At 72.5% G+C, this 20,649-nt stretch carries 23 protein-coding genes and 1 pseudogene; 7 read left to right on the plus strand and 17 right to left on the minus strand.

Annotated elements, in window-relative coordinates:
- The first annotated feature begins 58 nt into the window (after positions 1-58).
- From FA582_RS10775 to FA582_RS10785, 3 genes are read left to right on the plus strand one after another with little or no spacing between them, the layout of a single operon-like run.
- Positions 59-454, plus strand: coding sequence for a hypothetical protein (locus tag FA582_RS10775; RefSeq protein ID WP_010147885.1), 396 nt, complete (start codon positions 59-61; stop codon positions 452-454).
- Positions 451-930 carry a hypothetical protein gene (locus FA582_RS10780; RefSeq protein WP_010147886.1) on the plus strand — a complete coding sequence of 160 codons (480 nt, stop codon included), beginning with the start codon at positions 451-453 and terminating at the stop codon, positions 928-930. Before FA582_RS10775 ends, FA582_RS10780 begins: the two co-directional genes overlap by 4 nt.
- Positions 927-2,000 carry a lysylphosphatidylglycerol synthase transmembrane domain-containing protein gene (locus FA582_RS10785; protein ID WP_010147887.1) on the plus strand — a complete coding sequence of 358 codons (1,074 nt, stop codon included), beginning with the start codon at positions 927-929 and terminating at the stop codon, positions 1,998-2,000. Before FA582_RS10780 ends, FA582_RS10785 begins: the two co-directional genes overlap by 4 nt.
- Here FA582_RS10785 and FA582_RS10790 read toward each other — a convergent pair.
- From FA582_RS10790 to guaB, 8 genes are all read right to left on the minus strand, one after another.
- Positions 1,973-2,770, minus strand: a complete 798-nt coding sequence (locus FA582_RS10790) for a type 1 glutamine amidotransferase (RefSeq protein ID WP_010147888.1) — start codon at positions 2,768-2,770, stop codon at positions 1,973-1,975. The genes FA582_RS10785 and FA582_RS10790 overlap by 28 nt on opposite strands.
- Positions 2,767-4,086, minus strand: coding sequence for a Mur ligase family protein (locus tag FA582_RS10795; RefSeq protein ID WP_033229025.1), 1,320 nt, complete (start codon positions 4,084-4,086; stop codon positions 2,767-2,769). The genes FA582_RS10790 and FA582_RS10795 overlap by 4 nt, the downstream gene beginning before the upstream one ends.
- Positions 4,077-5,693, minus strand: a complete 1,617-nt coding sequence (guaA, locus tag FA582_RS10800) for a glutamine-hydrolyzing GMP synthase (protein ID WP_238705436.1) — start codon at positions 5,691-5,693, stop codon at positions 4,077-4,079. The genes FA582_RS10795 and guaA overlap by 10 nt, the downstream gene beginning before the upstream one ends.
- Positions 5,690-6,025: a DUF3817 domain-containing protein gene (locus tag FA582_RS10805; protein WP_010147893.1), complete on the minus strand. Its 336-nt coding sequence runs from the start codon at positions 6,023-6,025 to the stop codon at positions 5,690-5,692. The genes guaA and FA582_RS10805 overlap by 4 nt, the downstream gene beginning before the upstream one ends.
- On the minus strand, positions 6,022-6,807 hold the full coding sequence (locus FA582_RS10810; RefSeq protein ID WP_010147895.1) for an SURF1 family protein: 786 nt from the start codon (positions 6,805-6,807) through the stop codon (positions 6,022-6,024). The genes FA582_RS10805 and FA582_RS10810 overlap by 4 nt, the downstream gene beginning before the upstream one ends.
- A gap of 29 nt (positions 6,808-6,836) precedes the next feature.
- Positions 6,837-8,243: a YncE family protein gene (locus FA582_RS10815; RefSeq protein WP_010147896.1), complete on the minus strand. Its 1,407-nt coding sequence runs from the start codon at positions 8,241-8,243 to the stop codon at positions 6,837-6,839.
- On the minus strand, positions 8,230-9,351 hold the full coding sequence (locus FA582_RS10820) for a GuaB3 family IMP dehydrogenase-related protein (RefSeq protein ID WP_010147897.1): 1,122 nt from the start codon (positions 9,349-9,351) through the stop codon (positions 8,230-8,232). Before FA582_RS10820 ends, FA582_RS10815 begins: the two co-directional genes overlap by 14 nt.
- 69 nt (positions 9,352-9,420) lie before the next feature.
- Complete coding sequence (gene guaB / locus FA582_RS10825) at positions 9,421-10,935, minus strand: IMP dehydrogenase (RefSeq protein ID WP_010147898.1); 1,515 nt, start codon at positions 10,933-10,935, stop codon at positions 9,421-9,423.
- 181 nt (positions 10,936-11,116) lie between these two features.
- Here guaB and FA582_RS10830 point away from each other — a divergent pair, with 181 nt between their 5' ends.
- Positions 11,117-11,419 carry a WhiB family transcriptional regulator gene (locus tag FA582_RS10830; RefSeq protein WP_029541054.1) on the plus strand — a complete coding sequence of 101 codons (303 nt, stop codon included), beginning with the start codon at positions 11,117-11,119 and terminating at the stop codon, positions 11,417-11,419.
- A gap of 105 nt (positions 11,420-11,524) precedes the next feature.
- Here FA582_RS10830 and groL read toward each other — a convergent pair whose 3' ends face one another.
- The 3 genes from groL to FA582_RS10845 form a co-directional block, all read right to left on the minus strand.
- On the minus strand, positions 11,525-13,132 hold the full coding sequence (gene groL / locus FA582_RS10835; RefSeq protein WP_010147900.1) for a chaperonin GroEL: 1,608 nt from the start codon (positions 13,130-13,132) through the stop codon (positions 11,525-11,527).
- Positions 13,133-13,240: 108 nt separating this feature from the next.
- Positions 13,241-13,534 (minus strand): co-chaperone GroES, encoded by a 294-nt coding sequence (gene groES, locus FA582_RS10840; protein ID WP_010147901.1) that lies wholly within the window; start codon positions 13,532-13,534, stop codon positions 13,241-13,243.
- Positions 13,535-13,757: 223 nt separating this feature from the next.
- Positions 13,758-15,023: a phospholipase D-like domain-containing protein gene (locus FA582_RS10845; RefSeq protein WP_147899812.1), complete on the minus strand. Its 1,266-nt coding sequence runs from the start codon at positions 15,021-15,023 to the stop codon at positions 13,758-13,760.
- A 31-nt stretch (positions 15,024-15,054) separates the two neighbouring features.
- Here FA582_RS10845 and FA582_RS10850 point away from each other — a divergent pair, with 31 nt between their 5' ends.
- From FA582_RS10850 to FA582_RS10860, 3 genes are read left to right on the plus strand one after another with little or no spacing between them, the layout of a single operon-like run.
- Entirely contained in the window at positions 15,055-15,525 is a 471-nt protein-coding gene (locus tag FA582_RS10850; protein ID WP_147899813.1) for a class I SAM-dependent methyltransferase, read from the plus strand.
- Complete coding sequence (locus FA582_RS10855; RefSeq protein WP_147899814.1) at positions 15,456-15,959, plus strand: hypothetical protein; 504 nt, start codon at positions 15,456-15,458, stop codon at positions 15,957-15,959. Before FA582_RS10850 ends, FA582_RS10855 begins: the two co-directional genes overlap by 70 nt.
- On the plus strand, positions 15,935-16,291 hold the full coding sequence (locus FA582_RS10860; protein WP_147899815.1) for a THUMP-like domain-containing protein: 357 nt from the start codon (positions 15,935-15,937) through the stop codon (positions 16,289-16,291). The genes FA582_RS10855 and FA582_RS10860 overlap by 25 nt, the downstream gene beginning before the upstream one ends.
- Positions 16,292-16,307: 16 nt before the next feature.
- Here FA582_RS10860 and FA582_RS10865 read toward each other — a convergent pair whose 3' ends face one another.
- The 6 genes and pseudogenes from FA582_RS10865 to tsaB form a co-directional block, all read right to left on the minus strand.
- Positions 16,308-17,012 (minus strand): potassium channel family protein, encoded by a 705-nt coding sequence (locus tag FA582_RS10865; RefSeq protein ID WP_141567637.1) that lies wholly within the window; start codon positions 17,010-17,012, stop codon positions 16,308-16,310.
- Complete coding sequence (locus FA582_RS17175) at positions 17,002-17,670, minus strand: potassium transporter TrkG (RefSeq protein WP_237707520.1); 669 nt, start codon at positions 17,668-17,670, stop codon at positions 17,002-17,004. The genes FA582_RS10865 and FA582_RS17175 overlap by 11 nt, the downstream gene beginning before the upstream one ends.
- A 110-nt stretch (positions 17,671-17,780) precedes the next feature.
- Positions 17,781-18,269: pseudogene (locus FA582_RS17180) on the minus strand (potassium transporter TrkG); the annotation flags it as partial.
- 185 nt (positions 18,270-18,454) lie between these two features.
- Complete coding sequence (tsaD, locus tag FA582_RS10875) at positions 18,455-19,498, minus strand: tRNA (adenosine(37)-N6)-threonylcarbamoyltransferase complex transferase subunit TsaD (protein WP_010147906.1); 1,044 nt, start codon at positions 19,496-19,498, stop codon at positions 18,455-18,457.
- On the minus strand, positions 19,495-19,962 hold the full coding sequence (gene rimI, locus FA582_RS10880) for a ribosomal protein S18-alanine N-acetyltransferase (protein WP_010147907.1): 468 nt from the start codon (positions 19,960-19,962) through the stop codon (positions 19,495-19,497). The genes tsaD and rimI overlap by 4 nt, the downstream gene beginning before the upstream one ends.
- Positions 19,959-20,636 (minus strand): tRNA (adenosine(37)-N6)-threonylcarbamoyltransferase complex dimerization subunit type 1 TsaB, encoded by a 678-nt coding sequence (tsaB, locus tag FA582_RS10885; RefSeq protein WP_010147908.1) that lies wholly within the window; start codon positions 20,634-20,636, stop codon positions 19,959-19,961. Before tsaB ends, rimI begins: the two co-directional genes overlap by 4 nt.
- Positions 20,637-20,649: the final 13 nt, after the last annotated feature.

The raw sequence follows: 20,649 nt of genomic DNA on the forward strand, positions 1-20,649 counted from the left end.
ACCCCCGCCCCCTACCCTGGGAGCGTGACCCTCCGTCTCCCCGTGACCGGCGCCCCTCATGACGACTGACTCCTCCGCATACCTCGACCTGCCAACGCTCGTGCTGCTGGTCGGCGGGATGGTCATCGCCGTCGTGGCCCTGGTCGCGGGCCTCAACGGCCGGGCGCCCGGGCGGGTGACGATCGGGCTCACCCTGCTCCTGCAGGCCGGTGTCGTGGCCTACTGCGGCAGCTATCTCGGGCGCCAGATCGGCGGTGCCTCACCGGTCGGGCCGGGCTGGGAGCTGTGGGCCTACCTCGTGACCATCCTGCTGCTGCCCGCCCTCGCGCTGGTCTGGGCGCAGCAGGAGCCCACCCGCTGGAGCACCTTCGTGCTCGCGGTCGCGGCCTTCACGGTGGCGGTGATGGGCGCCCGCACCGCCCAGATCTGGTACGGCCTCGGGACCCTGTCGTGAGGCGCCCCACGGCCGATGCCGGGGACCGGCGCCACGGACCGGGCCGGGTCATCCTCGCGCTCTACCTCGTCTTCGTCATCGGGACGGTGTCGCGCTCCGCGGCGCAGATCTCCACCCGCTTCGAGGAGGCGCCGCTGGCCTACACCCTCTCCGCGGTCGCGGCCGTCGTGTATGTCGTGGCCCTGGTCTCCCTCTCGATGCGGGGCCGACGGGCATGGTGGGTGAGCCTGGTCGCGCTGTCGGTCGAGCTCGCCGGGGTGCTGGTCGTCGGCACGTGGAGCTACCTCGCCCCGGAGATGTTCCCGGACGCCACCGTCTGGAGCCACTTCGGGCAGGGCTACCTCTTCATCCCCCTCGTCCTGCCCGTCGCCGGGCTGTGGTGGCTCCTCTCCGACCGGGGGGCGCGGGCCGGCGCCGGCCGCGCCGACGCCGCCCGCCCGGCGAGCGGCCGGGGCGGGCTCCGGGAGCGCGCGTGAGCGAGACCGACCACGAGCCGACGCTGCGCCGCCTCACGTGGCGGGACGCGGCGGGGTCCGCCGTCGGGACCACCGTGGCCGCCCTGCTCATCGCCTTCGGCCTGCCCCACTTCCTCGACACCTCCTGGGCGCAGATCGGCACCCAGCTCGGGCGGGTCCGCCCGGGGACAGCCCTCATCATGGGAGGCCTGCTCCTCGCCGGGCTCTTCAGCTACACCTGGGTGCTCATCGGGTCGCTGCCCGGCCTCGGGCACGTGCAGGCGCTCAAGGTCAACGCCGTGTCGGCGACCGCCGCCAACCTCCTGCCCCTGGGCGGCGCCGTCGGGGTCGGCCTCCTGGTCCTCATGCTCCGCTCCTGGGGGTTCGCCAAGCGCGCGATCTCCTCCAGCGTGCTCGTCACCGGGCTGTGGAACGTCCTGGCCCGGGTGGCCCTGCCCGTCGTGGGGTGCCTCGTCCTCGTGGCCGGCCCCATCGACGCCCCCGACGTCGTGGTGCGGGGCGGCTGGGTCGCGGTCGTCCTGGGGACCACCCTGGTGGCCCTCACCAGCCTCGTCGTGCTCTCCGACCGGGTGGGGGACGCGCTGACCGCGCTGGTCCGGCCCGTGCTGTCACGGACCGGGGTGCTCGGTGGACCCCGCCGTCGGGTCGACCTGCTGCTCACCGACCAGCGGCGCCGGGTGGCCGGGATCGTGCGCACCGGCGGGCTGATGATGACCGTCGGCATGGCCGGTCAGTTCGTCCTGCTCTTCGGGCTCTACTGGTATGCCGCCCGCGTCGTCGGACTGGACGTCCCCCTCGCCGAGCTGGTCTGCGCCTACACCTTCCGGCAGTTCCTCACCGTGATCGCGGTGACCCCGGGGGGTCTCGGGGTCACCGAGGTCGGCACGGCGGGACTCCTGGTGCTCCTGGGCGGCGAGCCCGGGGCGGCCTCGGCGACCGCGCTGCTCTACGCGATCTACGCCCACGTCGTGGTCGTGCCGTTCGGGCTGGCCGCCGCGGCCGCGTGGTGGTTCGGCCCGTCGCGGCCCGGCCGGTCGGCGGCTCAGGAACCGAGCAGCCTGCGCACCTGAGCCCGGTGGGCCCGCGTCGCGACGTCGTCGTCGATCTCGCCCGGCGCCCACTCCCCCGTCGCCCGGCGCGCGGCGACCTCGAGCAGGCCGTCGGCGAGGGCCGGGTTGGCCGGCAGGATCGGGCCGTGGAGGTAGGACCCGACGACGTTGCCGGTGCGGGCACCCTCGTGCCCGTCGGAGCCGTTGTTGCCCTGCCCGTGCCGGACCGTCCCGAAGGGCTGCTGCCCCTCGCCGAGCACGGTGGATCCGGAGTGGTTCTCATAGCCCACGACGGAGCCGAAGTCGGTGTCCAGCACGACCGGACCGATCATCCGGGTGGCGTTGCCGCGCGTCGTGACGTCCAGGATGCCCAGGCCGGGCAGCCGCTGACCCTCGACGGTGATGAAGGCCTCGCCGAAGAGCTGGTACATCCCGCAGATCATGAGCATGGGGAGCCCGTCTGCGGCGAGCTCGCGCAGCCGGTCGGCGTGCTGGGCGAGGTCCTCGGTCACCCGGACCTGGCCGCTGTCCTGCCCTCCCCCGCCGAGGATGATGTCGGCGCGTGCAGGCCACGGCGCCCCGGGGTGGTGGTCGTGAACCACCGGGGTGTAGCCGTGCCAGCGCAGCCGGGCCGCGAGGCAGCGGGTGTTGCCCAGGTCGCCGTAGATGCTCATCTCACGCGGGTAGAGGTGCACGACGTGCACCTCGCCCTTGTCGGCGGGCACCTCCGCGAGCGACGCGACGTCCTCCGGAAGCGCGACCGCGACGCCCTCTGCTCCCCCGTGGCTCATGCCGTCGGCTCCTCTCCGATGCGGGCCAGACCGTAGCGCTCGGCCAGGTTGCGCCGCAGGTGCATCATCGCGGTGTAGGTGCAGAAGATCCGCATCGGGCTGCCGGCGTGCTGAGCCAGGAAGGTGTCCAGCGCGGTGTCGAGGTCGGTCTCCACCCCGCCGACCTCCACCCCGTCGTAGCGCAGCCGCAGCGCCATGTCCCAGCCCCGCACACCCGAGGTGAGCGCCACCCCGCGCTCACGCAGGGAGTCGAAGGACACGTCATACAGCCAGGAGACGTCCCGCCCGTCGGCGTAGTTGTCGTTGATGGCCACCATGGTCGCGACCGGCTCCGCGCCGTAGGTGCCCAGGGCGACGGTGAAGCCCGCCGGGTTCTTGACGAGCACGAGCTCGAGCGGCGAGCCGCCGGCGTCAATGACCTCGCCCCGGCCGAACGGCGGTGACACCGCCGCCAGCGCCGTGGCCGCGGTGGCCGCGTCGAAGTCGGCCCCGAGCAGGTGGCGTGCGGTCGCCGTCGCGGCGGTGGCGTTGATCATCGCCGCGAGCCCCCGCTGGCGCAGCGTCACGGGTCCGACGTCGGGCAGCGCGGGGTCCGGGAAGCGCACGGTGAAGGACCGGCCGTCCTCCTCGGGCAGCAGCAGGGCGTCGGAGGCGTCCGGGTCGCGGCGCTCGTCGGGGTCGGTGAACCGCACGTCCGCCTCCTGGAGCTCCGGGAGCCGGTCGGCGATGCTCGGGTCGACGCCGAACCACCGCACCTGCACGCCCTCGCCGACGTGGCCGCGGATCCGGGAGATGAAGGAGTCGTCGGCGTTGAGCACCACGCCGTCGGTCGTCTGCTCGGCCAGGGTCGTGAGCAGGCGGGCGGTGTGGTCGATCTCGGCGAACCGGTCGAGCTGGTCGCGGGCGACGTTGAGCAGCAGCGCATGGGTGGGCGGCACCTGCGCGCTGAAGTGCAGCGCGTGCGCCTCGTCCAGCTCCACCACCGCCAGGTCGGCGTCGAGCCGACCACGGAGCCCCACCTCGCCCAGCAGCGAGGAGATGACCCCACGGGTGAAGTTGGAGCCCGTGGGGTTGGTGAAGACGCGCAGGCCGTGGGCCCGTAGCAGCGCCACGAGCATCTTGGTCGTGGTCGTCTTGCCGTTGGTGCCGCTCACGACGACGACCCCGCGCGGCAGCGCACCGAGGGTATGCCGCAGCACGGCCGGGTCGAGGCGCTCGGTCACGAGCCCGGGCAGCGCGGACCCGCCGCCGCGCAGACGGGACACCACGCGGGCGCCCTTGCCTGCGGCCAGGGCGAGGGTGGTCCTCACTCCCATTCGATCGTCCCCGGCGGCTTGCTCGTCACGTCGAGGGTCACCCGGTTGACCTCCTCCACCTCGTTCGTGATGCGGGAGGAGATGCGGGCGAGGACGTCGTAGGGCAGGCGGGTCCAGTCGGCCGTCATGGCGTCCTCGGAGGACACCGGTCGCAGCACCACGGGGTGTCCGTAGGTCCGCCCGTCGCCCTGGACCCCCACCGACCTCACGTCGGCCAGCAGCACCACCGGGCACTGCCAGATGTCGCGGTCCAGCCCGGCCGCGGTGAGCTCCTCCCGGGCGATGGCGTCCGCGCGGCGCAGGATCTCCAGCCGGTCGGCCGTGACCTCCCCGATGATGCGGATGCCGAGTCCGGGGCCGGGGAACGGCTGCCGCCAGACGATGCCCTCGGGTACGCCCAGCTCCAGGCCGACCTGGCGCACCTCATCCTTGAAGAGCGTGCGCAGCGGCTCCACGAGGGCGAACTCGAGGTCCTCCGGCAGGCCGCCGACGTTGTGGTGGCTCTTGATGTTGGCCGCGCCGGTGCCCCCGCCAGACTCCACGACGTCGGGGTAGAGGGTGCCCTGCACGAGCCAGCGGACGGGGTGGTCCGCCTCCTGCCCGCCACCGTCACCGGCCTCGGACTGATGGGCCCGGACGATGTCGCGGGCGGCCTGCTCGAAGACGCGGATGAACTCCCGGCCGATGATCTTGCGCTTGGTCTCCGGGTCGGTGACACCGGCCAGCGCGGAGAGGAAGCGCTCCTTGGCGTCCACCACGACGAGGTCCACCCCGGTCGCGGCGACGAAGTCGTCCTCCACCTGCTCCGCCTCACCCTCCCGGAGGAGGCCGTGGTCGACGAAGACGCAGGTCAGCTGGTCGCCGACGGCCTGCTGCACGAGGGCTGCGGCGACCGAGGAGTCCACCCCGCCGGAGAGGCCGCAGATGACGCGGTCCTCGCCCACCTGCTCGCGCACCTGGGCGATGAGGTCCTGCGCCACGTTGCTGCTCGTCCAGGCGGGCGTGATGCCGGCACCGCGGGTGAGGAAGTTGACGAGCACCTGCTGACCGAAGGCCGAGTGCAGCACCTCCGGGTGCCACTGGACGCCGTAGAGGCGCCGCTCGTCGTCCTCGAAGGCGGCGACGGGCGCACCGGGCGTCCGCGCCGTCACCACGCAGCCCTCGGGGGCGGCGGTGACCGCGTCACCGTGCGACATCCAGACGACCTGCTGGTCGGGCTGGTCGGCGAAGAGCGTCGTGGGAGGTCCCGCGACCGTGGCGTCGGTCTGGCCGTACTCGCGGCCACCGGTCCGCTCCACGGTGCCCCCGAGGGCCCGGGCCATGGCCTGGAAGCCGTAGCAGATGCCGAGGACCGGCACCCCGGCCGTGACCACGGCCTCCTCCAGGGCGGGGGCGCCCTCGGCATACACCGAGGCCGGGCCGCCGGAGAGGATGATCGCGGCCGGTTGCTTGGCGAGCATCTCCGCGGCCGGCATGGTGTGCGGGACGATCTCGCTGTAGACGTCCGCCTCGCGGACGCGGCGGGCGATGAGCTGGGCGTACTGCGCACCGAAGTCGACGACCAGCACGGTGTCGCCGCCGGTGGCGGCCTGGGAGGTCGGGATCACGCGGCAACCCTACCGGCGTCGAGGTCCTGCTCCCGGATCTGGGCGGTCGCCTGCCGGGCCACTCGGTGCTCCACCCAGAAGGACAGGAAGGGCACGCAGCCGGCCAGCATCACCCCGACCATCCGGCCCAGGCTCCAGCGCAGCTCGAAGCCGAGCAGGGCGGTGGCGACGAGGTAGACCATGTAGACCCAGCCGTGCGGCGAGGGCCACCAGGCGAGGGCGTGGTTGTCGAAGCCGTAGCGCAGCACCATGTGCAGCACGAGTAGCAGCAGGCCGACACCGACGACGAAGGCCATCACGCGGAAGAACAGCAGCTTGGCGCGGGGGGTCATGGACGGGGCTCCTTCACGGGCGGGGAGAGGGTGGGCAGGTCGGTGGCGGGCGCCGGGGCCGGCTCCTGCGCCGCGTCACGCAGGAAGCGGACGTACATGTAGACCGCGAACGCGGCGAAGATGAACCACTGCAGGGCATACCCGACGTTGCGCCAGACGACGCCGGTCTCCCCGAAGACCGGCGGCGGCACCGCTCGGACCTCAGAGGTGGTGAGGGTCGGGGACTCCTGCACGAGGAAGAGGAAGGCGTCGTAGATCGGGGAGTCCCAGTCGTTGACGAGCTCGGCGGTGTCGATGGAGCCCCGCTGGCCCTCGGGCAGCCCCGTGGGTCCGGGCGCCTCCCCCGGGGCCAGCGTGCCGGTGAGCTCCACCGGCACGTCGGGGTCGGGCCGACCGGCGTCGGCGGGCGCCGGCACGAAGCCGCGGACCACGGGCAGCAGCGCCTCGGGGCTGGAGCCGACGGTGCGGACGGGTGTCACCACCCAGTAGCCCGGCTCACCCTCCAGCAGCCGCTGCGGGACGAGGAACTGCAGCTCGGGGACGTACGTGCCCGTCACGAGCACAGAGCGTCCGGCGCCGTCGTCGGGGAAGGTCGACTGGGGCGTGATCGCCTCCGCCAGGGGCACCGTCGGCCGGGTCGCCTGCTCGGCGGCGAACTCCCGGGACGCGGCGTTGGAGCTCACCCCCAGCTGCCACATCCCCAGTTGGTAGAACGCCACGACGACCACCACGAGCAGCGCGAGAAGCGCCAGCCAGGCGGGCTTGAGGGCGGTGCGGATCACCCCACCAGGGTAGGTGGTCGACCTGGGTGTCAGAGCAGGCTGCCCTGGTCGTCGAAGACGTAGATCGACCCGCCGTAGCAGGCGACCCAGACGGTATGCGTCACCGGGTCGTAGTCGATCCCGATCGGGTTGGCGTCCACCGGGACGGTGTCGATGACCTCCATGTCGGAGGTGCGCACCTTGGCGACGGTGGCCTCGTTGTAGTTGACGACGTAGAGCGCGGACTCGTCCGGGCTCAGGGCGACGCTGCGTGGCTCGACCCCCGGGCTCGCCTCGTCGACGACCTCGTCGGTGGCGGTGTCGATCTTGAGGACGGCGTTGCCACCGCTGGTGGTGAGGTAGAGCGTGCGCCCCTCGTCGGCGAGGTTGAGGTGGCGCGGCCGCGGCGGGGTGTCCATGACGACCTCGGCGGTGCCCTCCTCGAGATCGACCTTGTAGAGCTGGTCGGCATACATCGCGACGGCGTAGACCGTGCGGTTGTCCGGCATGATCACCAGCCCGCGCGGGGCGGCGGCCAGCTCGACGGTCCCGGTCTCGACCCCCTGCTCGGTGTCGACCACGGAGAGGGTCGCGTCGCACCAGTTGCTGACGAGCAGCGTCTTCTGGTCGGGGCTCAGCGCGAGGTACTTCGGGACGGCGCCGACCTCGAACACCTGGTCCCAGGCCATCTCCTGCGCGTCGAAGCGGTAGACGAAGGAGGGGCCGACCCCGCTCTCGGTCGTGCAGGCGTCGAAGCCCTCGACACCGAAGTTCTCGCCGAACATCGTGTACTGGGAGACATAGGCGTAGCGCCCGTCGGCGGTCCACGCCGCCTCCACGGGCGATCCCTGGGACACCCCGGGGTGCCCCTCGATCCCGAAGGCCGCCAGGTCGACGCTGTCGTCGAGCACCTCGACCTGCTCGCGGGTGGTGCTGTCGAAGACGGTGGAGGTGTGGGAGTACATCATGTTGTTGGCGATCATCAGCCCGTGGCCGGAGGCCATGACCGACTTGGGGGTCAGCCCGCCGGTGAGGTAGTCCACCTGCTCCAGGGCGGTCGTGTCGCTGGGGTGCTCGGCAGGGGCCGGCTCGCGCTGCCAGATCTCCTGTGCCGCGCCCCCGCCGTCCGCACCGTCACCACCGGAAGCCTCGGCGCCACCGTCCTCGGCGCCACCGTCGTCGGCACCGTCGTCAGAGGAACCCTGCCCCTGCTCGCCGTCGTCCTGCTGGGGGGCCACCGCCTCGGTCGGCCGCGCCGCGGTGTCCGAGCCGCCGCCCGAGGTCTCGCCGCCACCGAACCCCTGGCTGATGCCCCACCCGCCGAGCAGGAGGACACCGAGCAGGCTTCCGGCCACCAGGCGCCGCCGCTGGACGTGGACCGGGTCCTTGCTGACGCTCACCTCGGGCAACCCGCCGGGGCGGTTCTGCGGGTCCTGCACGCCGTCACCGCTCGCCATAGGGCGCCACCACCACATCCACGCGCTGGAACTCCTTGAGCTCGGTATAGCCGGTCGTCGCCATGGCCCGGCGCAGGGCGCCCATCATGTTGGTCGTGCCGTCCGCGGTGCGGGCCGGGCCGACGAGCACCTCCTCCAGGGTCCCCACCGTGCCCACGTGCACCTTCTCGCCCCGGGGCAGCTCGGCGTGGTGCGCCTCGCTCCCCCAGTGGTAGCCGGCGCCTGGCGCCTCCTCGGCGCGGGCGAGGGCGGCACCCAGCATGACGGCGTCGGCGCCGCAGGCCACCGCCTTGACGATCTCCCCGGACACGCTCGTGCCGCCGTCGGAGATGACGTGGACGTAGCGCCCGCCGGACTCGTCGAGATAGTCCCGCCGGGCCGCGGCCACGTCGGCGATGGCCGTCGCGGAGGGCGTGTGGATCCCCAGAGCGGTCCGCGTGCGGTGGGTCGAGCCTCCGCCGAAGCCGACGAGCACCCCGGCCGCGCCGGTGCGCATGAGGTGCAGCGCCGCGGTGTAGGTGCCGGCGCCGCCGACGATGACCGGGACGTCCAGCTCGTAGATGAACCGCTTGAGGTTGAGCGGCTCGGCCTGGCTGGAGACGTGCTCGGCGGAGACCGTCGTGCCGCGGATGACGAAGAGGTCGACCCCTGCGTCGACGACGGCCTTCCAGAACTGCTGGGTGCGCTGCGGCGAGAGGGACCCGGCCACCGTGACCCCGGCCTCCCGGATCTCACCGAGCCTCGCGGTGATGAGCTCGGGGCGCACGGGCGCGGCATACAGCTCGCGCATCCGGGCGGTGGCCCGCTCACCGTCGAGGCCGGCGATCTCGGCCAGCGCGTCGGAGGGGTCGTCGTAGCGCGTCCACAGGCCCTCGAGGTCGAGCACCCCCAGGCCGCCGAGGCGCCCGAGGGCGATGGCCGTCTCCGGGGAGACCACCGAGTCCATCGGCGCGGCGAGGATCGGCAGCTCGAAGTGGTAGGCGTCGATCTGCCAGCTGATCGAGACGTCCTCGGGGTCCCTCGTCCGCCGGGAGGGGACGACGGCGACGTCGTCGAAGGAGTAGGCCCGGCGGCCCCGTTTTCCGCGTCCGATCTCGATCTCGCTCACCGGGTCAGGCTACCGTCCGGGACCGCCCGGCCCGTCCTCCGCCACGCGTCCGGCGGCCCCTGACCGGGCTCAGCCGTAGTTGGGCGCCTGGGCCGTCATCTCGATGTCGTGCGGGTGGGACTCCTGCAGGCTCGCCTGGGTGATCCGCACGAAGCGACCCGTGACCTGCAGCTCGGGGACGGTGCGCGCGCCGACGTAGAACATCGCCTGGCGCAGCCCGCCGGCCATCTGGTGGACGACGGCGCTGGCGGCGCCGCGATAGGCCACCTTGCCCTCGACGCCCTCCGGGATGAGCTGGTCGTCGCTGGCCACCTCGGCCTGGAAGTAGCGGTCCTTGGAGAAGGAGGTCTTGCCCCGCGAGCTCATGGCTCCCAGCGACCCCATGCCGCGGTAGCTCTTGAACTGCTTGCCGTTGACGAAGATCAGCTCGCCCGGGCTCTCCTCGCACCCCGCGAGCATGGAGCCCATCATCACCGACTCCGCCCCCGCGACCAGGGCCTTGGCGATGTCACCGGAGTACTTCATCCCGCCGTCGGCGATGACGGGCACACCCGCCTCCCGGCAGGCCTGGGCCGCCTCGTGGACCGCCGACAGCTGGGGGACGCCCACGCCGGTGACGACGCGGGTCGTGCAGATCGCCCCGGGGCCGACCCCCACCTTGACGGCGTCCGCACCGGCCTCGACGAAGGCCCGGGCACCGGCCCCCGTCGCGATGTTGCCGCCGACCACCTGGACGTGCCGGGTGGCCGGGTCGCTCTTGAGCCGGGCGACCATGTCGAGCAGCATGCGCACGTGCCCGTGGGCGGTGTCGGCGACCAGGACGTCGGCGCCCGCCTCGATCAGGGTGGTGGCGCGCTCCCACGAGTCGCCGAAGTAGCCGATGGCGGCCCCCACGAGGAGCCGGCCGTCGCCGTCCTTGGATGCGCGGGGGAACTGCTCGCTCTTGACGAAGTCCTTGACGGTGATGAGCCCGGACAACCGGCCCTCGTCGTCGACGAGCGGGAGCCGCTCGCGCTTGTGCGCCCGCAGGATGGCGGTGGCGTCCTCACGGGAGACGTCGGCCGCAGCGGTGACGAGCGGCATGGGCGTCATGACGTCCCGGACGAGGGTGTGGTCCCACTCCGCGACCGGGGTGAAGCGCAGATCGCGGTTGGTGCAGATGCCCAGCAGGTGCTGACCCTCGTCGACGACCGGCAGGCCGGAGACGCGGTACTGCCCGCAGATGCGGTCCAGCTCCTCCAGCGTGGCGTCCGGGCCGATGGTCACGGGGTTGGTGATGCGGCCGGTCTGCGTGCGCTTGACGAGGTCGACCTGGAGGGCCTGGTCCTCGACGGACAGGTTGCGGTGCAGGATGCCGATCCCGCCCTGGCGGGCCATGGCGATGGCCATCCGCGCCTCGGTGACGGTGTCCATGGCCGCCGAGACCAACGGCACCCGCAGCGAGATCTCCCGCGTGAGGCGGCTGCTCGTGTCGATCTGGTCCGGGGACATGTCGGTCTCCCCCGGGAGCAGGAGCACGTCGTCGTAGGTCAGCCCGAGCCGGGCGAACGGGTCGCCGGGGTCGGGAAGATCGCCGGAGGTCATGGACCCAGTCTAGGCCGGAGGGCGGGCGCTCATCCGAGCGGCACCCGGCTCTTTGCCGAGCCCCTCCGACGACGTAGAGTGGCGGCACGACGAGGTGCTCGTCATGTTCGGATCCTCGCTGATCACGGCCCGACGGGCCACCGGTGCGGGGCCCGGGCACAGCCCCCGAGAGGAGGATCGCGTGGCGGAGACTGCCCATCAACCGGGTCCCGTGGCCGATCTGTGGGAGTGGCAGTTCGACGGCGCCTGCCGCACCACCAGCCCCGAGGTCTTCTTCCACCCCGAGGGCGAGCGAGGTCCCGCCCGTCGACGGCGGGACGAACGCGCCAAGCAGGTCTGCGCGAGCTGCCCGGTCCTCGAGCAGTGCCGCACCCACGCCCTCGCGGTGCGCGAGCCCTACGGCGTCTGGGGTGGCATGACCGAGGAGGAGCGGGCCGCGCACTACGACCAGGTGGAGTCCGCCCGACCGCACACCGGTCGCTGAGCACCCCCGCGACGCGGCAACACACGACGACGAAGCCCCACCAGGGTGATCCTGGTGGGGCTTCGTCGTGGCCTCGGGCGACGCGGTCGCCCGCAGCCCTGGTGATCAGTGGCTGTGGCCGTGCCCGCCGTCCTCGTCCTCGCCCTCCGGCTTGTCGACGACCAGCGTGTCGGTCGTCAGCACCATCGCGGCGATGGAGGCGGCGTTGCGCAGCGCGGAGCGGGTGACCTTGACCGGGTCGATGACCCCGGCCGCGAACAGGTCGCCGTACTCGCCGGTCGCGGCGTTGAGGCCCTGACCGGGGCTCATCTCGGCCACCTTGGTGGTCGCGACGTAGCCCTGCAGACCGGCGTTCTCGGCGATCCACCGCAGCGGCTCGGCCGCCGACTTGCGGACGATGGAGGCACCGACGGCCTCATCACCCTCCAGCCCGAGGTCGTCCGCAGCACCCGCGGCGTGGACGAGGGCGGAGCCGCCACCGGCGACGATGCCCTCCTCGATCGCGGCGCGGGTCGCCGAGACGGCGTCCTCGATGCGGTGCTTCTTCTCCTTGAGCTCGACCTCGGTGTGGGCGCCGACCTTGATGACGCACACCCCGCCGGCGAGCTTGGCGATCCGCTCCTGGAGCTTCTCGCGGTCCCAGTCGGAGTCCGTCGCGGCGGACTCGGCCTGCAGCTGCGCGACCCGGTCGGAGACCGCCTGCGCATCGCCGCTGCCCTCGACGATCGTCGTGGTGTCCTTGGTCGCGACGACGCGGCGCGCGGTCCCGAGCACTTCCAGGCCGACCGACTCCAGGGACAGCCCGACCTCCTCGGCGACGACCTGGCCGCCGGTGAGGATCGCCATGTCCTGGAGCATCGCCTTGCGGCGGTCACCGAACCCGGGGGCCTTGACGGCGACCGCGTTGAAGGTCCCGCGGACCTTGTTGACCACGAGGGTCGAGAGCGCCTCGGCCTCGACGTCCTCGGCGATGATCATCAGCGGCTTGCTCTCGCCCACGACCTTCTCCAGGAGGGGGAGCAGGTCGGCCACCTTGGAGATCTTGCCCTGCACGAGGAGGACGTAGGCGTCCTCGAGGACGGCCTCCATCCGCTCGCTGTCGGTGACGAAGTAGGGCGAGAGGTAGCCCTTGTCGAACTGCATACCCTCGGTGAACTCCAGCTCCATCGCGGTGGTGGAGGACTCCTCCACCGTGATGACGCCGTCCTTGCCGACCTTGTCGAAGGCGTCGGCGATGAGCTCGCCGATCACCGGGTCCTGGGCGGACAGCGCGGCGACCTGGGCGATCTCGTCACGGCCATCGAGCTCGCGCGCCGTCTCCAGGAGGCGGTCGTTGATGGCGCTCACGGCGGCGTCGATGCCCCGCTTCAGGCCTGACGGGGCGGCACCCGCGGCGACGTTGCGCAGGCCCTCCTTGACCATGGCCTGCGCGAGGACGGTCGCGGTCGTCGTGCCGTCACCGGCGACGTCGTTGGTCTTGGTGGCGACCTCCTTGGCGAGCTGAGCGCCGAGGTTCTCGTAGGGGTCCTCCAGCTCGACCTCACGGGCGATGGTCACGCCGTCGTTGGTGATGGTGGGGGCGCCCCACTTCTTGTCGAGCACGACGTTGCGGCCCTTGGGGCCCAGCGTCACCTTGACGGCGTTGGCCAGGGCGTCGACGCCCCGCTCCAGCGCCTTGCGGGCATCGTCGTTGAACTGCAGCTGCTTCGCCATGGGCAAAGAGCTCCTTTCTTGCAGGTATGCGGTGTGCGGCCGGATGCGTGTCGCCCCGGTCGCCCGAGGGGCGGCCGGGGCGACGCGTCGAGAGAGATGGAGCGGTCGTCAGCCGACGATCGCGAGCACGTCGCGCGCCGAGAGGATGAGGAACTCCTCGCCGGAGTACTTCACCTCGGTGCCGCCGTACTTGCTGTAGATGACGCGGTCACCCACGGTGACGTCCATGGGGACCCGGTTGCCGTTGTCGTCGATGCGACCCGGACCCACCGCGAGGACCTCGCCCTCCTGGGGCTTCTCCTTCGCGGTGTCCGGGATGACCAGGCCGGAGGCCGTGGTCTGCTCGGCCTCGACGGCCTTGACGACGATGCGGTCCTCGAGCGGCTTGATGGAAACCGACACGGTTACCTTCCTTCTGCTTCAGGTGGTGGGCTCGACACCCGCCAGGTGGTCTGGTGCTAGACGTCACTCCACCGCGGTGGCCCACCGCCGTCGCGGGGGTCGGTCGGCTCTCGCGGCTGGCACTGACGTGCCGAGAGTGCTCAGGACGAATCTAGGCACCGAGTTAGCACTCGGTCAAGCCGAGTGCCAACACCGTCGGGGGGCTCCGCCCCCCAACCACCCGCTACAGCATGAACTGCAGGGGCTGCAGCACGCGTTCGACGACCCGGCTGACCCGCCCCCGCTTCTCCCACTCCTCCAGGGTGAGCTCGTGGCAGTGCTCGAGGTCGGCCCGGAAGATCGCCTCCATGTGCTCGGCCTGGGCCTCGTCGACGATCTCGAGGTTGATCTCGTAGTTGCCCTGCATCGAGAGGCGGTCGACGTTGGCGGTGCCGATCGTCGCCCAGCGCCCGTCCACTGTCATCGTCTTCGCGTGCACCATGACGTCGTGGAAGAGGTGCAGGCGCACGCCGCCCTCGAGAAGGGTCGCGTAGTAGGACTGCGCGACGATGTCGGCGAGGACGTGGTTGGAGGCCTGGGGCATGACCACCCGGACGTCGACGCCGCGCGAGGCCGCGGTGAGCAGCCCGTGCAGGATCTCCCGGTCGGGGATGAAGTACCCCTGGGTGATCCAGATGCGGTGGACGGCGCGGTCGATGGCGTCGAGGTAGAGCGAGCGGACCGGGTAGACCACCCGGCTGGGCTCGTTGCGGGCCGCCCGGATGCTCGTGTGCCAGTCCACGGTGCCGCTGTCGGGGAGCTGGGGCCGACGGGCGCCCTTGTGGCGGTTCCAGAAGTCGGTGAAGGCGTTCTGCAGCTCCCAGACGCTCTCCCCCTCGACCCGCACGTGGGTGTCGCGCCAGCTCGTGGCATACAACGAGCCGATGTTGTAGCCGCCGACGAAGCCCACCCGGCCGTCGACGACGAGGATCTTGCGGTGGTCGCGGCCGGAGGCCCGGATGTCGATGATCGGCAGTGCGGTGCGCAGGACCGGGAAGCGCAGGACGTGCACGCCCTCGGGGAAGGTGAGGAACTCCCGGGGCACGACGAGGTTGGCGAACCCGTCGAAGACGAGGCAGACGAGGACGCCGCGGTCGGCGGCGCGCAGGATGGCGTCCTTGAACGCCTGCCCGACCTCGTCGCCCTTCCAGATGTAGGACGCGAGGTAGACGAAGTCCTCCGCCTCGTCGATGGCGGCGATCATGGCGTCGTAGAGGTACTGCCCGTAGGTGTAGGTGGTCACCCGGAACCCCTCGACCATCGTGGAGACCGGGTCCTGGACGGGCGCGTCCCGGTCGACGTGGTCGCGTCGCTTGCGGACGGCGTCCACCGCGATGACCCCCGCGGCCAGGGTGAGCTGGCCGGCCATCCCCGCGGCCACGGTGCCGAGGGCCATCCGGCGGGTGCGGCGCAGCAGACGGCGGGTCTGGCGGCTGAACACTGGAGACATGGCGCCAATCTACTGGCCGCACAATGAGGACATGAGCGCCGATCCAGCCACCGACCTCATGGAGCGCCTCGGCACCGGTGACGGCGCCCGCCTGCTCGGGAGCCTGCCGCCCTACGACGAGGCAGGCTCGCTGGCCCTCATGACCCGGCTGCGCGCCGAGGGGCACGACCCCGAGCTCGTGGCGGCCGCGCTCACCCAGGCCCGGCTGCGGGCCCGCGGGAGGGCCCGGCTCGGAGCCTGGGTCGACGACCTGCTCCTCACCCAGGACGGCCTGGAGCAGGCGACCCGGCCCCTGGTCGCGGCCCGCCGCGCCGACCTGCTCGCCCGCGCCGGGGTCCGGCACGTGGTGGACCTGGGCTGCGGGCTGGGGCTGGACTCCCTCGCCTTCGCGCGGGCCGGCCTGGCCGTCACCGCGGTCGAGGCGGATCCACGGTGGCTGCCGCGGCCCGGGCCAACCTCGCCCGCTGGCCCCGCGCCGAGGTGCTCGTGGGCGATGCGCTGACCACCCCCGTCACCGCCGATGACGGCGCCTTCCTCGACCCGGCGCGTCGGACCCCCGGGGTGGCAGACCGCCACGGGCGCACCCGCCGGCTCCGGCGCCTCGAGGACCTCTCGCCCCCCTTCGAGCGGGTCACGGAGGTCGCGGCCACGGCCCGCGTGACCGTTGCCAAGCTGGCCCCCTCCTTCGACCCCCGCGACGTGCCCGCGCAGGCCCGCGCCGAGTGGGTGTCGCTGGACGGCGACCTGCTCGAGTGCGCCCTGTGGTGGGGCTCCGGCTCCCCCGGGCGGCGCGCGGTCGTCGGGCGTGGCGGGCCGGCGGAACCCACCTGGTACGAGGTGGCCGAGGTCGACGACCCCCGGCGCCGCTGGCGCGGGCCGACGCCCTGGCAGGCTACGTCGCCGAGGCCGACGTGGCCGTCGCCGCCGCCGGCCTGACGGGCTCCCTCGCGGCCGCCGTCGAAGGCCACGAGCTGGCTCCGGGCACCGGCTACGTCAGCGCGCCCGCCCCGGTGGACCTCCCCTGGGCCCGCTGGTATGCCGTCCGCGAGGTCCTGCCGCTGCACGCCACGGCGGTCCGCGCCTGGCTGCGGGAGCACCACCCCCGGACCGGTCCGGTGACGATCAAGAAGAGCGGGGTGCGGGTCGACCCGGAGGCCTTCCGCACCCAGCTGCGGCTCCCCCGACGCGCTGCGGGGGTCGAGGAGGTCATCCTCATGCTCACGACGGTGGGCGACACCCCGCGCGCGCTCGTCGTCGACCGCCTCTGACAGTGCGCCGGGCCGCTCAGCCGCGGCGCGGGGCCGTACGCGGCAGGGCGGTGAAGCGCTCGACGTCGACGATCCGACCGGAGATGACCAGCTCGTCGCCCTGATGGACCACCGTCTCGGGGAAGGCATACGTGAAGGGCTCCCCGGGTCGCTTCACCCCGACGACGGTGATGGTGTGCCGGGTGCGCACCCCGGACTCCGCCAGGTTGCGGTCCCACGTCTCCACCGGAGCGGTGCAGCGGGCGATGGCGAACTCGTCGTCGAACTCGAGGTAGTCGGCGACGCCGTCGGTCACCATGTGGGCCACCCGCTGGCCCATGACGTACTCGGGGTAGATGACGTGGTCCGCCCCGATGCTCGTGAGGATCTTGCCGTGCTTGCGGGTGATGGCCTTGGCGTAGATCCGCTCCACCCCCGCCTCGTGCAGGGTGATGACCGACAGCACGCTGGCCTCGATGTCCGAGCCGATGGCGACGACCGCCCGGTCGACGTCGCCGACCCCGAGCTGGCGCATCGCCTCGCCGTCGGTGGCGTCGGCCACCACGGTGTGGGTGAGCTCGTCGGCATACTTCTGCACCCGACGCTCGTCGGTGTCGATGGCGAGCACCTCCACCCCCTGCCGCACGAGGGACTCGCAGACGGCGGTGCCGAAGCGGCCGAGCCCGACCACGAGCACCGTCGGGGCCCAACCGTCCGCATGACGCTTCTTCCTAGCCAACAATGGGTCGCTCCTCCGGGAGTCGGTAGTGACGGTGGCGGGTGTTGAGGGCGAGGGCTGCCGCGACCGTGATCGGCCCGACCCGCCCGAGGAACATCAGCAGCATGAGCAGCATCTGCGCGTCCCAGGGCAGGGCGGCGGTGATGCCGGTCGACAGCCCCACGGTGGCGAAGGCCGAAACGACCTCGAAGAGCAGGTCGGCCGGGCGGATGCCCTCGGTGCGGGACATGAGGTAGATCGTCGAGACGACGACGAGCCCGATGGCGAGCAGAGCCACCGACAGGGCCTGCCGCTGGATGGCGCTGGAGATGCGGCGGCGACCGATGATGACGTCCGGCTCACCCCGCACCTCCGACCAGATGACGTAGGCGAGGATGAGGAAGGTCGTTGTCTTCACGCCGCCCGCGGTGCCGGCGCTGCCACCGCCGATGAACATCAGCACGGTGGTGATCGCCAGGCTCTCGTCGCTGGCGGCGGCGTAGTCGATGCTGTTGAAGCCGGCCGTGCGCGGGAACAGCCCCCCGGCCAGCGCCCCCACGAACTGGCCCCACGGACCGAGGTGGCTGAGGGTCCCCTCCGGACGGGACTCGAACCACCAGAAGAGGGCGGTGCCGATGACCATGAGCACCGCGCTGCCCCAGACGGTGAGCCGGGTATGCACGCTCCACCCCGACCGCGGGACGCGCGCCAGCAGCTCGCGCAGGACGGGGTAACCGAGCCCGCCACCAGCGCGAGACAGATGGGGCCGATGATCGCGAGGTCGGCAACAAAGCCGATGGTGCTGTCCTGGTAGAGCGCGAAGCCCGCGTTGTTGAAGGCCGAGATGGAGTGGAAGACGCCGTGCCAGAGCGCCTTGCCCACGCCGTACCCGTAGCCGAGGTGGAAGCGGGCGGCGAGCACGAGCGCGACGACCACCTCCACCACCACGAGGATCTTCAGCATCGAGAAGACCACCGCCCGGACCTGCCCCAACCCCTGGGAGTGGGAGTCGGCCTGGGCGGCCATGGTCGTGCGCAGGCCCAGCTTGCCCCGCACCGCCATGGCCAGGACCGTCGCCAGGGTCATGACCCCGAAGCCGCCGATCTGGATGAGCGCGAGGATGACGACCTGGCCGAAGGGGGACCAGTAGCTGGCCGTATCCACCGTGATGAGCCCGGTCACGCAGGTCGCCGAGACGGTGGTGAAGGCCGCGACCAGGAGGTCGGCGGGGGCGCCCTCGCCGCGCGAGACGGGAAGCATCAACAGGGTGGTGCCGATCATCACCTGGAGGAGGAATCCCAGGGTGACCAGGCGGGCCGGATGGGCCCAGAGGCTACGCACGAGGATCAATAGTGCGCCCGTCCGGGAGCGCGGGCAAGCGACTCGCGCGTGAGCCTGGGCACCCCCCCTCGCCACCCGCGTGGCGAGCGGACCACCTCGGCGGGACGACCGTGCGTCCCGCGCCTTCAGGACCTGACCTGCTCCACCGGCTGGGAGGAGTCGGCCGGGAGGTCGAGCCGGGACTGCTCACGGCCCTTAAGCATCATCTGCGCGCCGAGCGCGGCCACCATGGCGCCGTTGTCGGTGCACAACCCCGGCCGGGGCACTCGCAGCCGGATCCGGGCCGCGTCGCAGCGCTCCTGGGCCAGCGCGCGCAGCCGCGAGTTGGCGGCCACGCCGCCCCCGATGAGGAGGTCGTCGACGCCGTGCTCGGCGCAGGCCAGGACCGCCTTGCGGGTGAGCACGTCCACCACGGCCTCCTGGAAGCTCGCCGCGACATCGGCGACCGGGACCGGCTCACCCGACGCCTCGCGCGCCTGCACCCACCGGGCGACGGCCGTCTTGAGGCCGGAGAAGGAGTAGTCGAAGCGGTGGCGCTGGAGGTCGCGCCCGGAGGTGAGACCGCGGGGGAAGTCGATCGCCACCTGGTCGCCCTCCCGGGCCACCCGGTCGATGTGCGGGCCACCGGGGAAGGGTAGGCCGAGCACGCGCGCCACCTTGTCGAAGGCCTCGCCCGCCGCGTCGTCGATGGTCGCCCCGAGAGAGCGGATGTCCTCGGTGACGTCCGGGACGAGCAGCAGGTTGGAGTGCCCACCGCTGACCAGGAGCCCCATGGTCGGCTCGGGCAGCGGTCCGTGCTCGACGACGTCGACCGCCACGTGCGCCGCGAGGTGGTTGACCCCGAAGAGGGGCACGCCGAGGGCGAGGGCGAGGGCCTTGGCCGAGGCGACGCCCACGAGCAGGGCCCCGGCGAGCCCGGGGCCGGCGGTGACGGCCACCGCGTCGACGTCGGTGAGGCGCACCCCCGCCTCGCGGCAGGCCCGCTCGATCGTGGGCACCATGGCCTCGAGGTGCGCGCGGCTGGCGACCTCGGGGACCACGCCGCCGAAGCGGGCATGCTCCTCGACGCTGCTCGCGATCGCGTCGAAGAGCAGTCGCTCACCACGGACGAGACCCACTCCGGTCTCGTCGCAGCTGGTCTCGATCCCGAGGACGAGGGGTTCACTCATGTGTCGAGCTCCTTGCGCAGGACGAGGGCGTCCTCCCCGGAGCGGTAGTAGCGCTCGCGGGTGCGGACGAGGTGGTAGCCACGGGTGGTGTAGAGCCGCGTCGCGACGGTGTTGCCGCTGCGCACCTCGAGCATGATGCTCGTGGCGCCGGCGTCGCGGGCCAGGTGGTGCAGCCGGTCGAGGAGCCGGGCCCCGAGGCCGACACCGCGGGCCTGTGGGTGCACGGCGATCGTCATGACGTCGGCCACGTCGTCGGCCAGGTCGAGGCCGGCGTAGCCCACGAGCCCGGGCTCGCCGGGTCGGTCCGCCACGACGTACCCGCGTCGTGGGCGTGCCGCGAGTTCGGCCCATAGCGAGGCCTCGTCCCACGGCTCGTCCGGGAAAGCGGCCCGCTCGACCTCCAGCATCGCGGGTATGTCGCGCCAGGACGCCTCCCGGAGCACCGGAGGCCCGGCGGCGCTCATCGGGCCCGCATCTCCACGGCGTCGGGCCGCCGGAGGTAGAGCGGCTCGGGGGGCAGCAGGGCGGTCGCGGCGTCCGGGTGCGCGCCGCCGACCAGTCGGACGGCGAGGTCAGCCAGGACACCTGGTGAGACGTCGAGGGGGGCGTCGCAGAGCTGGTGGGGCAGCGCGTCGGGGTAGAGCAGTCCACCGCGTCCGACGGTGGCCAGCTCGCGCACCGCTGCGGGCAGCGCGACCGCCGGCCCGACCTCGGGTCCCTGGATTCGGTGGGCACCGCCGGCGCCCAGCGCGTAGCGCGCCCAGTAGACCTCGCGACGACGGGCGTCGGTGGCGACGAGCAGCTCCTGGTGCTGCGACCCGGCGAGGTGCACCGCGTGGGCCAGGGCGTCGAGCGAGCAGATCCCGCGCGGCGCGGGCAGGCCGCGGGCGTGGGCCAGGACCATCGCGGTCACGACCCCCACCCGGAGTCCGGTGAACGGGCCGGGTCCGACGCCGCAGACCACGTCGGTGATGTCGGCCATGCCGACGCCGGCCTGCTCGAGGACCGCACTGATGGTCGGTGCGAGGAGCTCGCCGTGGCGCCGGACGTCGTGCTCGACCACCTCGGCGAGGACGGCGTCACCGTCGTGGAGGGCGGCCCCGACCGTCCCGGTGGCAGTGTCGATCGCGAGCAGCACCTGCTCAGGCTAA

The sequence above is a fragment of the Serinicoccus profundi genome, assembly GCF_008001015.1.
GTDB classification, from domain to species: domain Bacteria; phylum Actinomycetota; class Actinomycetes; order Actinomycetales; family Dermatophilaceae; genus Ornithinicoccus; species Ornithinicoccus profundi.

Bases quoted from the DNA above. Each gene is read 5' to 3' on its own strand.
- FA582_RS10795 (WP_033229025.1), bottom strand. From the start codon at position 4,086: ATGGGAGTGAGGACCACCCTCGCCCTGGCCGCAGGCAAGGGCGCCCGC.
- rimI (WP_010147907.1), bottom strand. From the start codon at position 19,962: ATGAGCGCCGCCGGGCCTCCGGTGCTCCGGGAGGCGTCCTGGCGCGAC.
- tsaD (WP_010147906.1), bottom strand. From the start codon at position 19,498: ATGAGTGAACCCCTCGTCCTCGGGATCGAGACCAGCTGCGACGAGACC.
- groL (WP_010147900.1), bottom strand. From the start codon at position 13,132: ATGGCGAAGCAGCTGCAGTTCAACGACGATGCCCGCAAGGCGCTGGAG.
- FA582_RS10805 (WP_010147893.1), bottom strand. From the start codon at position 6,025: ATGACCCCCCGCGCCAAGCTGCTGTTCTTCCGCGTGATGGCCTTCGTC.
- FA582_RS10845 (WP_147899812.1), bottom strand. From the start codon at position 15,023: ATGTCTCCAGTGTTCAGCCGCCAGACCCGCCGTCTGCTGCGCCGCACC.
- FA582_RS10850 (WP_147899813.1), top strand. From the start codon at position 15,055: ATGAGCGCCGATCCAGCCACCGACCTCATGGAGCGCCTCGGCACCGGT.
- FA582_RS10815 (WP_010147896.1), bottom strand. From the start codon at position 8,243: ATGGCGAGCGGTGACGGCGTGCAGGACCCGCAGAACCGCCCCGGCGGG.
- guaB (WP_010147898.1), bottom strand. From the start codon at position 10,935: ATGACCTCCGGCGATCTTCCCGACCCCGGCGACCCGTTCGCCCGGCTC.
- FA582_RS10790 (WP_010147888.1), bottom strand. From the start codon at position 2,770: ATGAGCCACGGGGGAGCAGAGGGCGTCGCGGTCGCGCTTCCGGAGGAC.
- FA582_RS10775 (WP_010147885.1), top strand. From the start codon at position 59: ATGACGACTGACTCCTCCGCATACCTCGACCTGCCAACGCTCGTGCTG.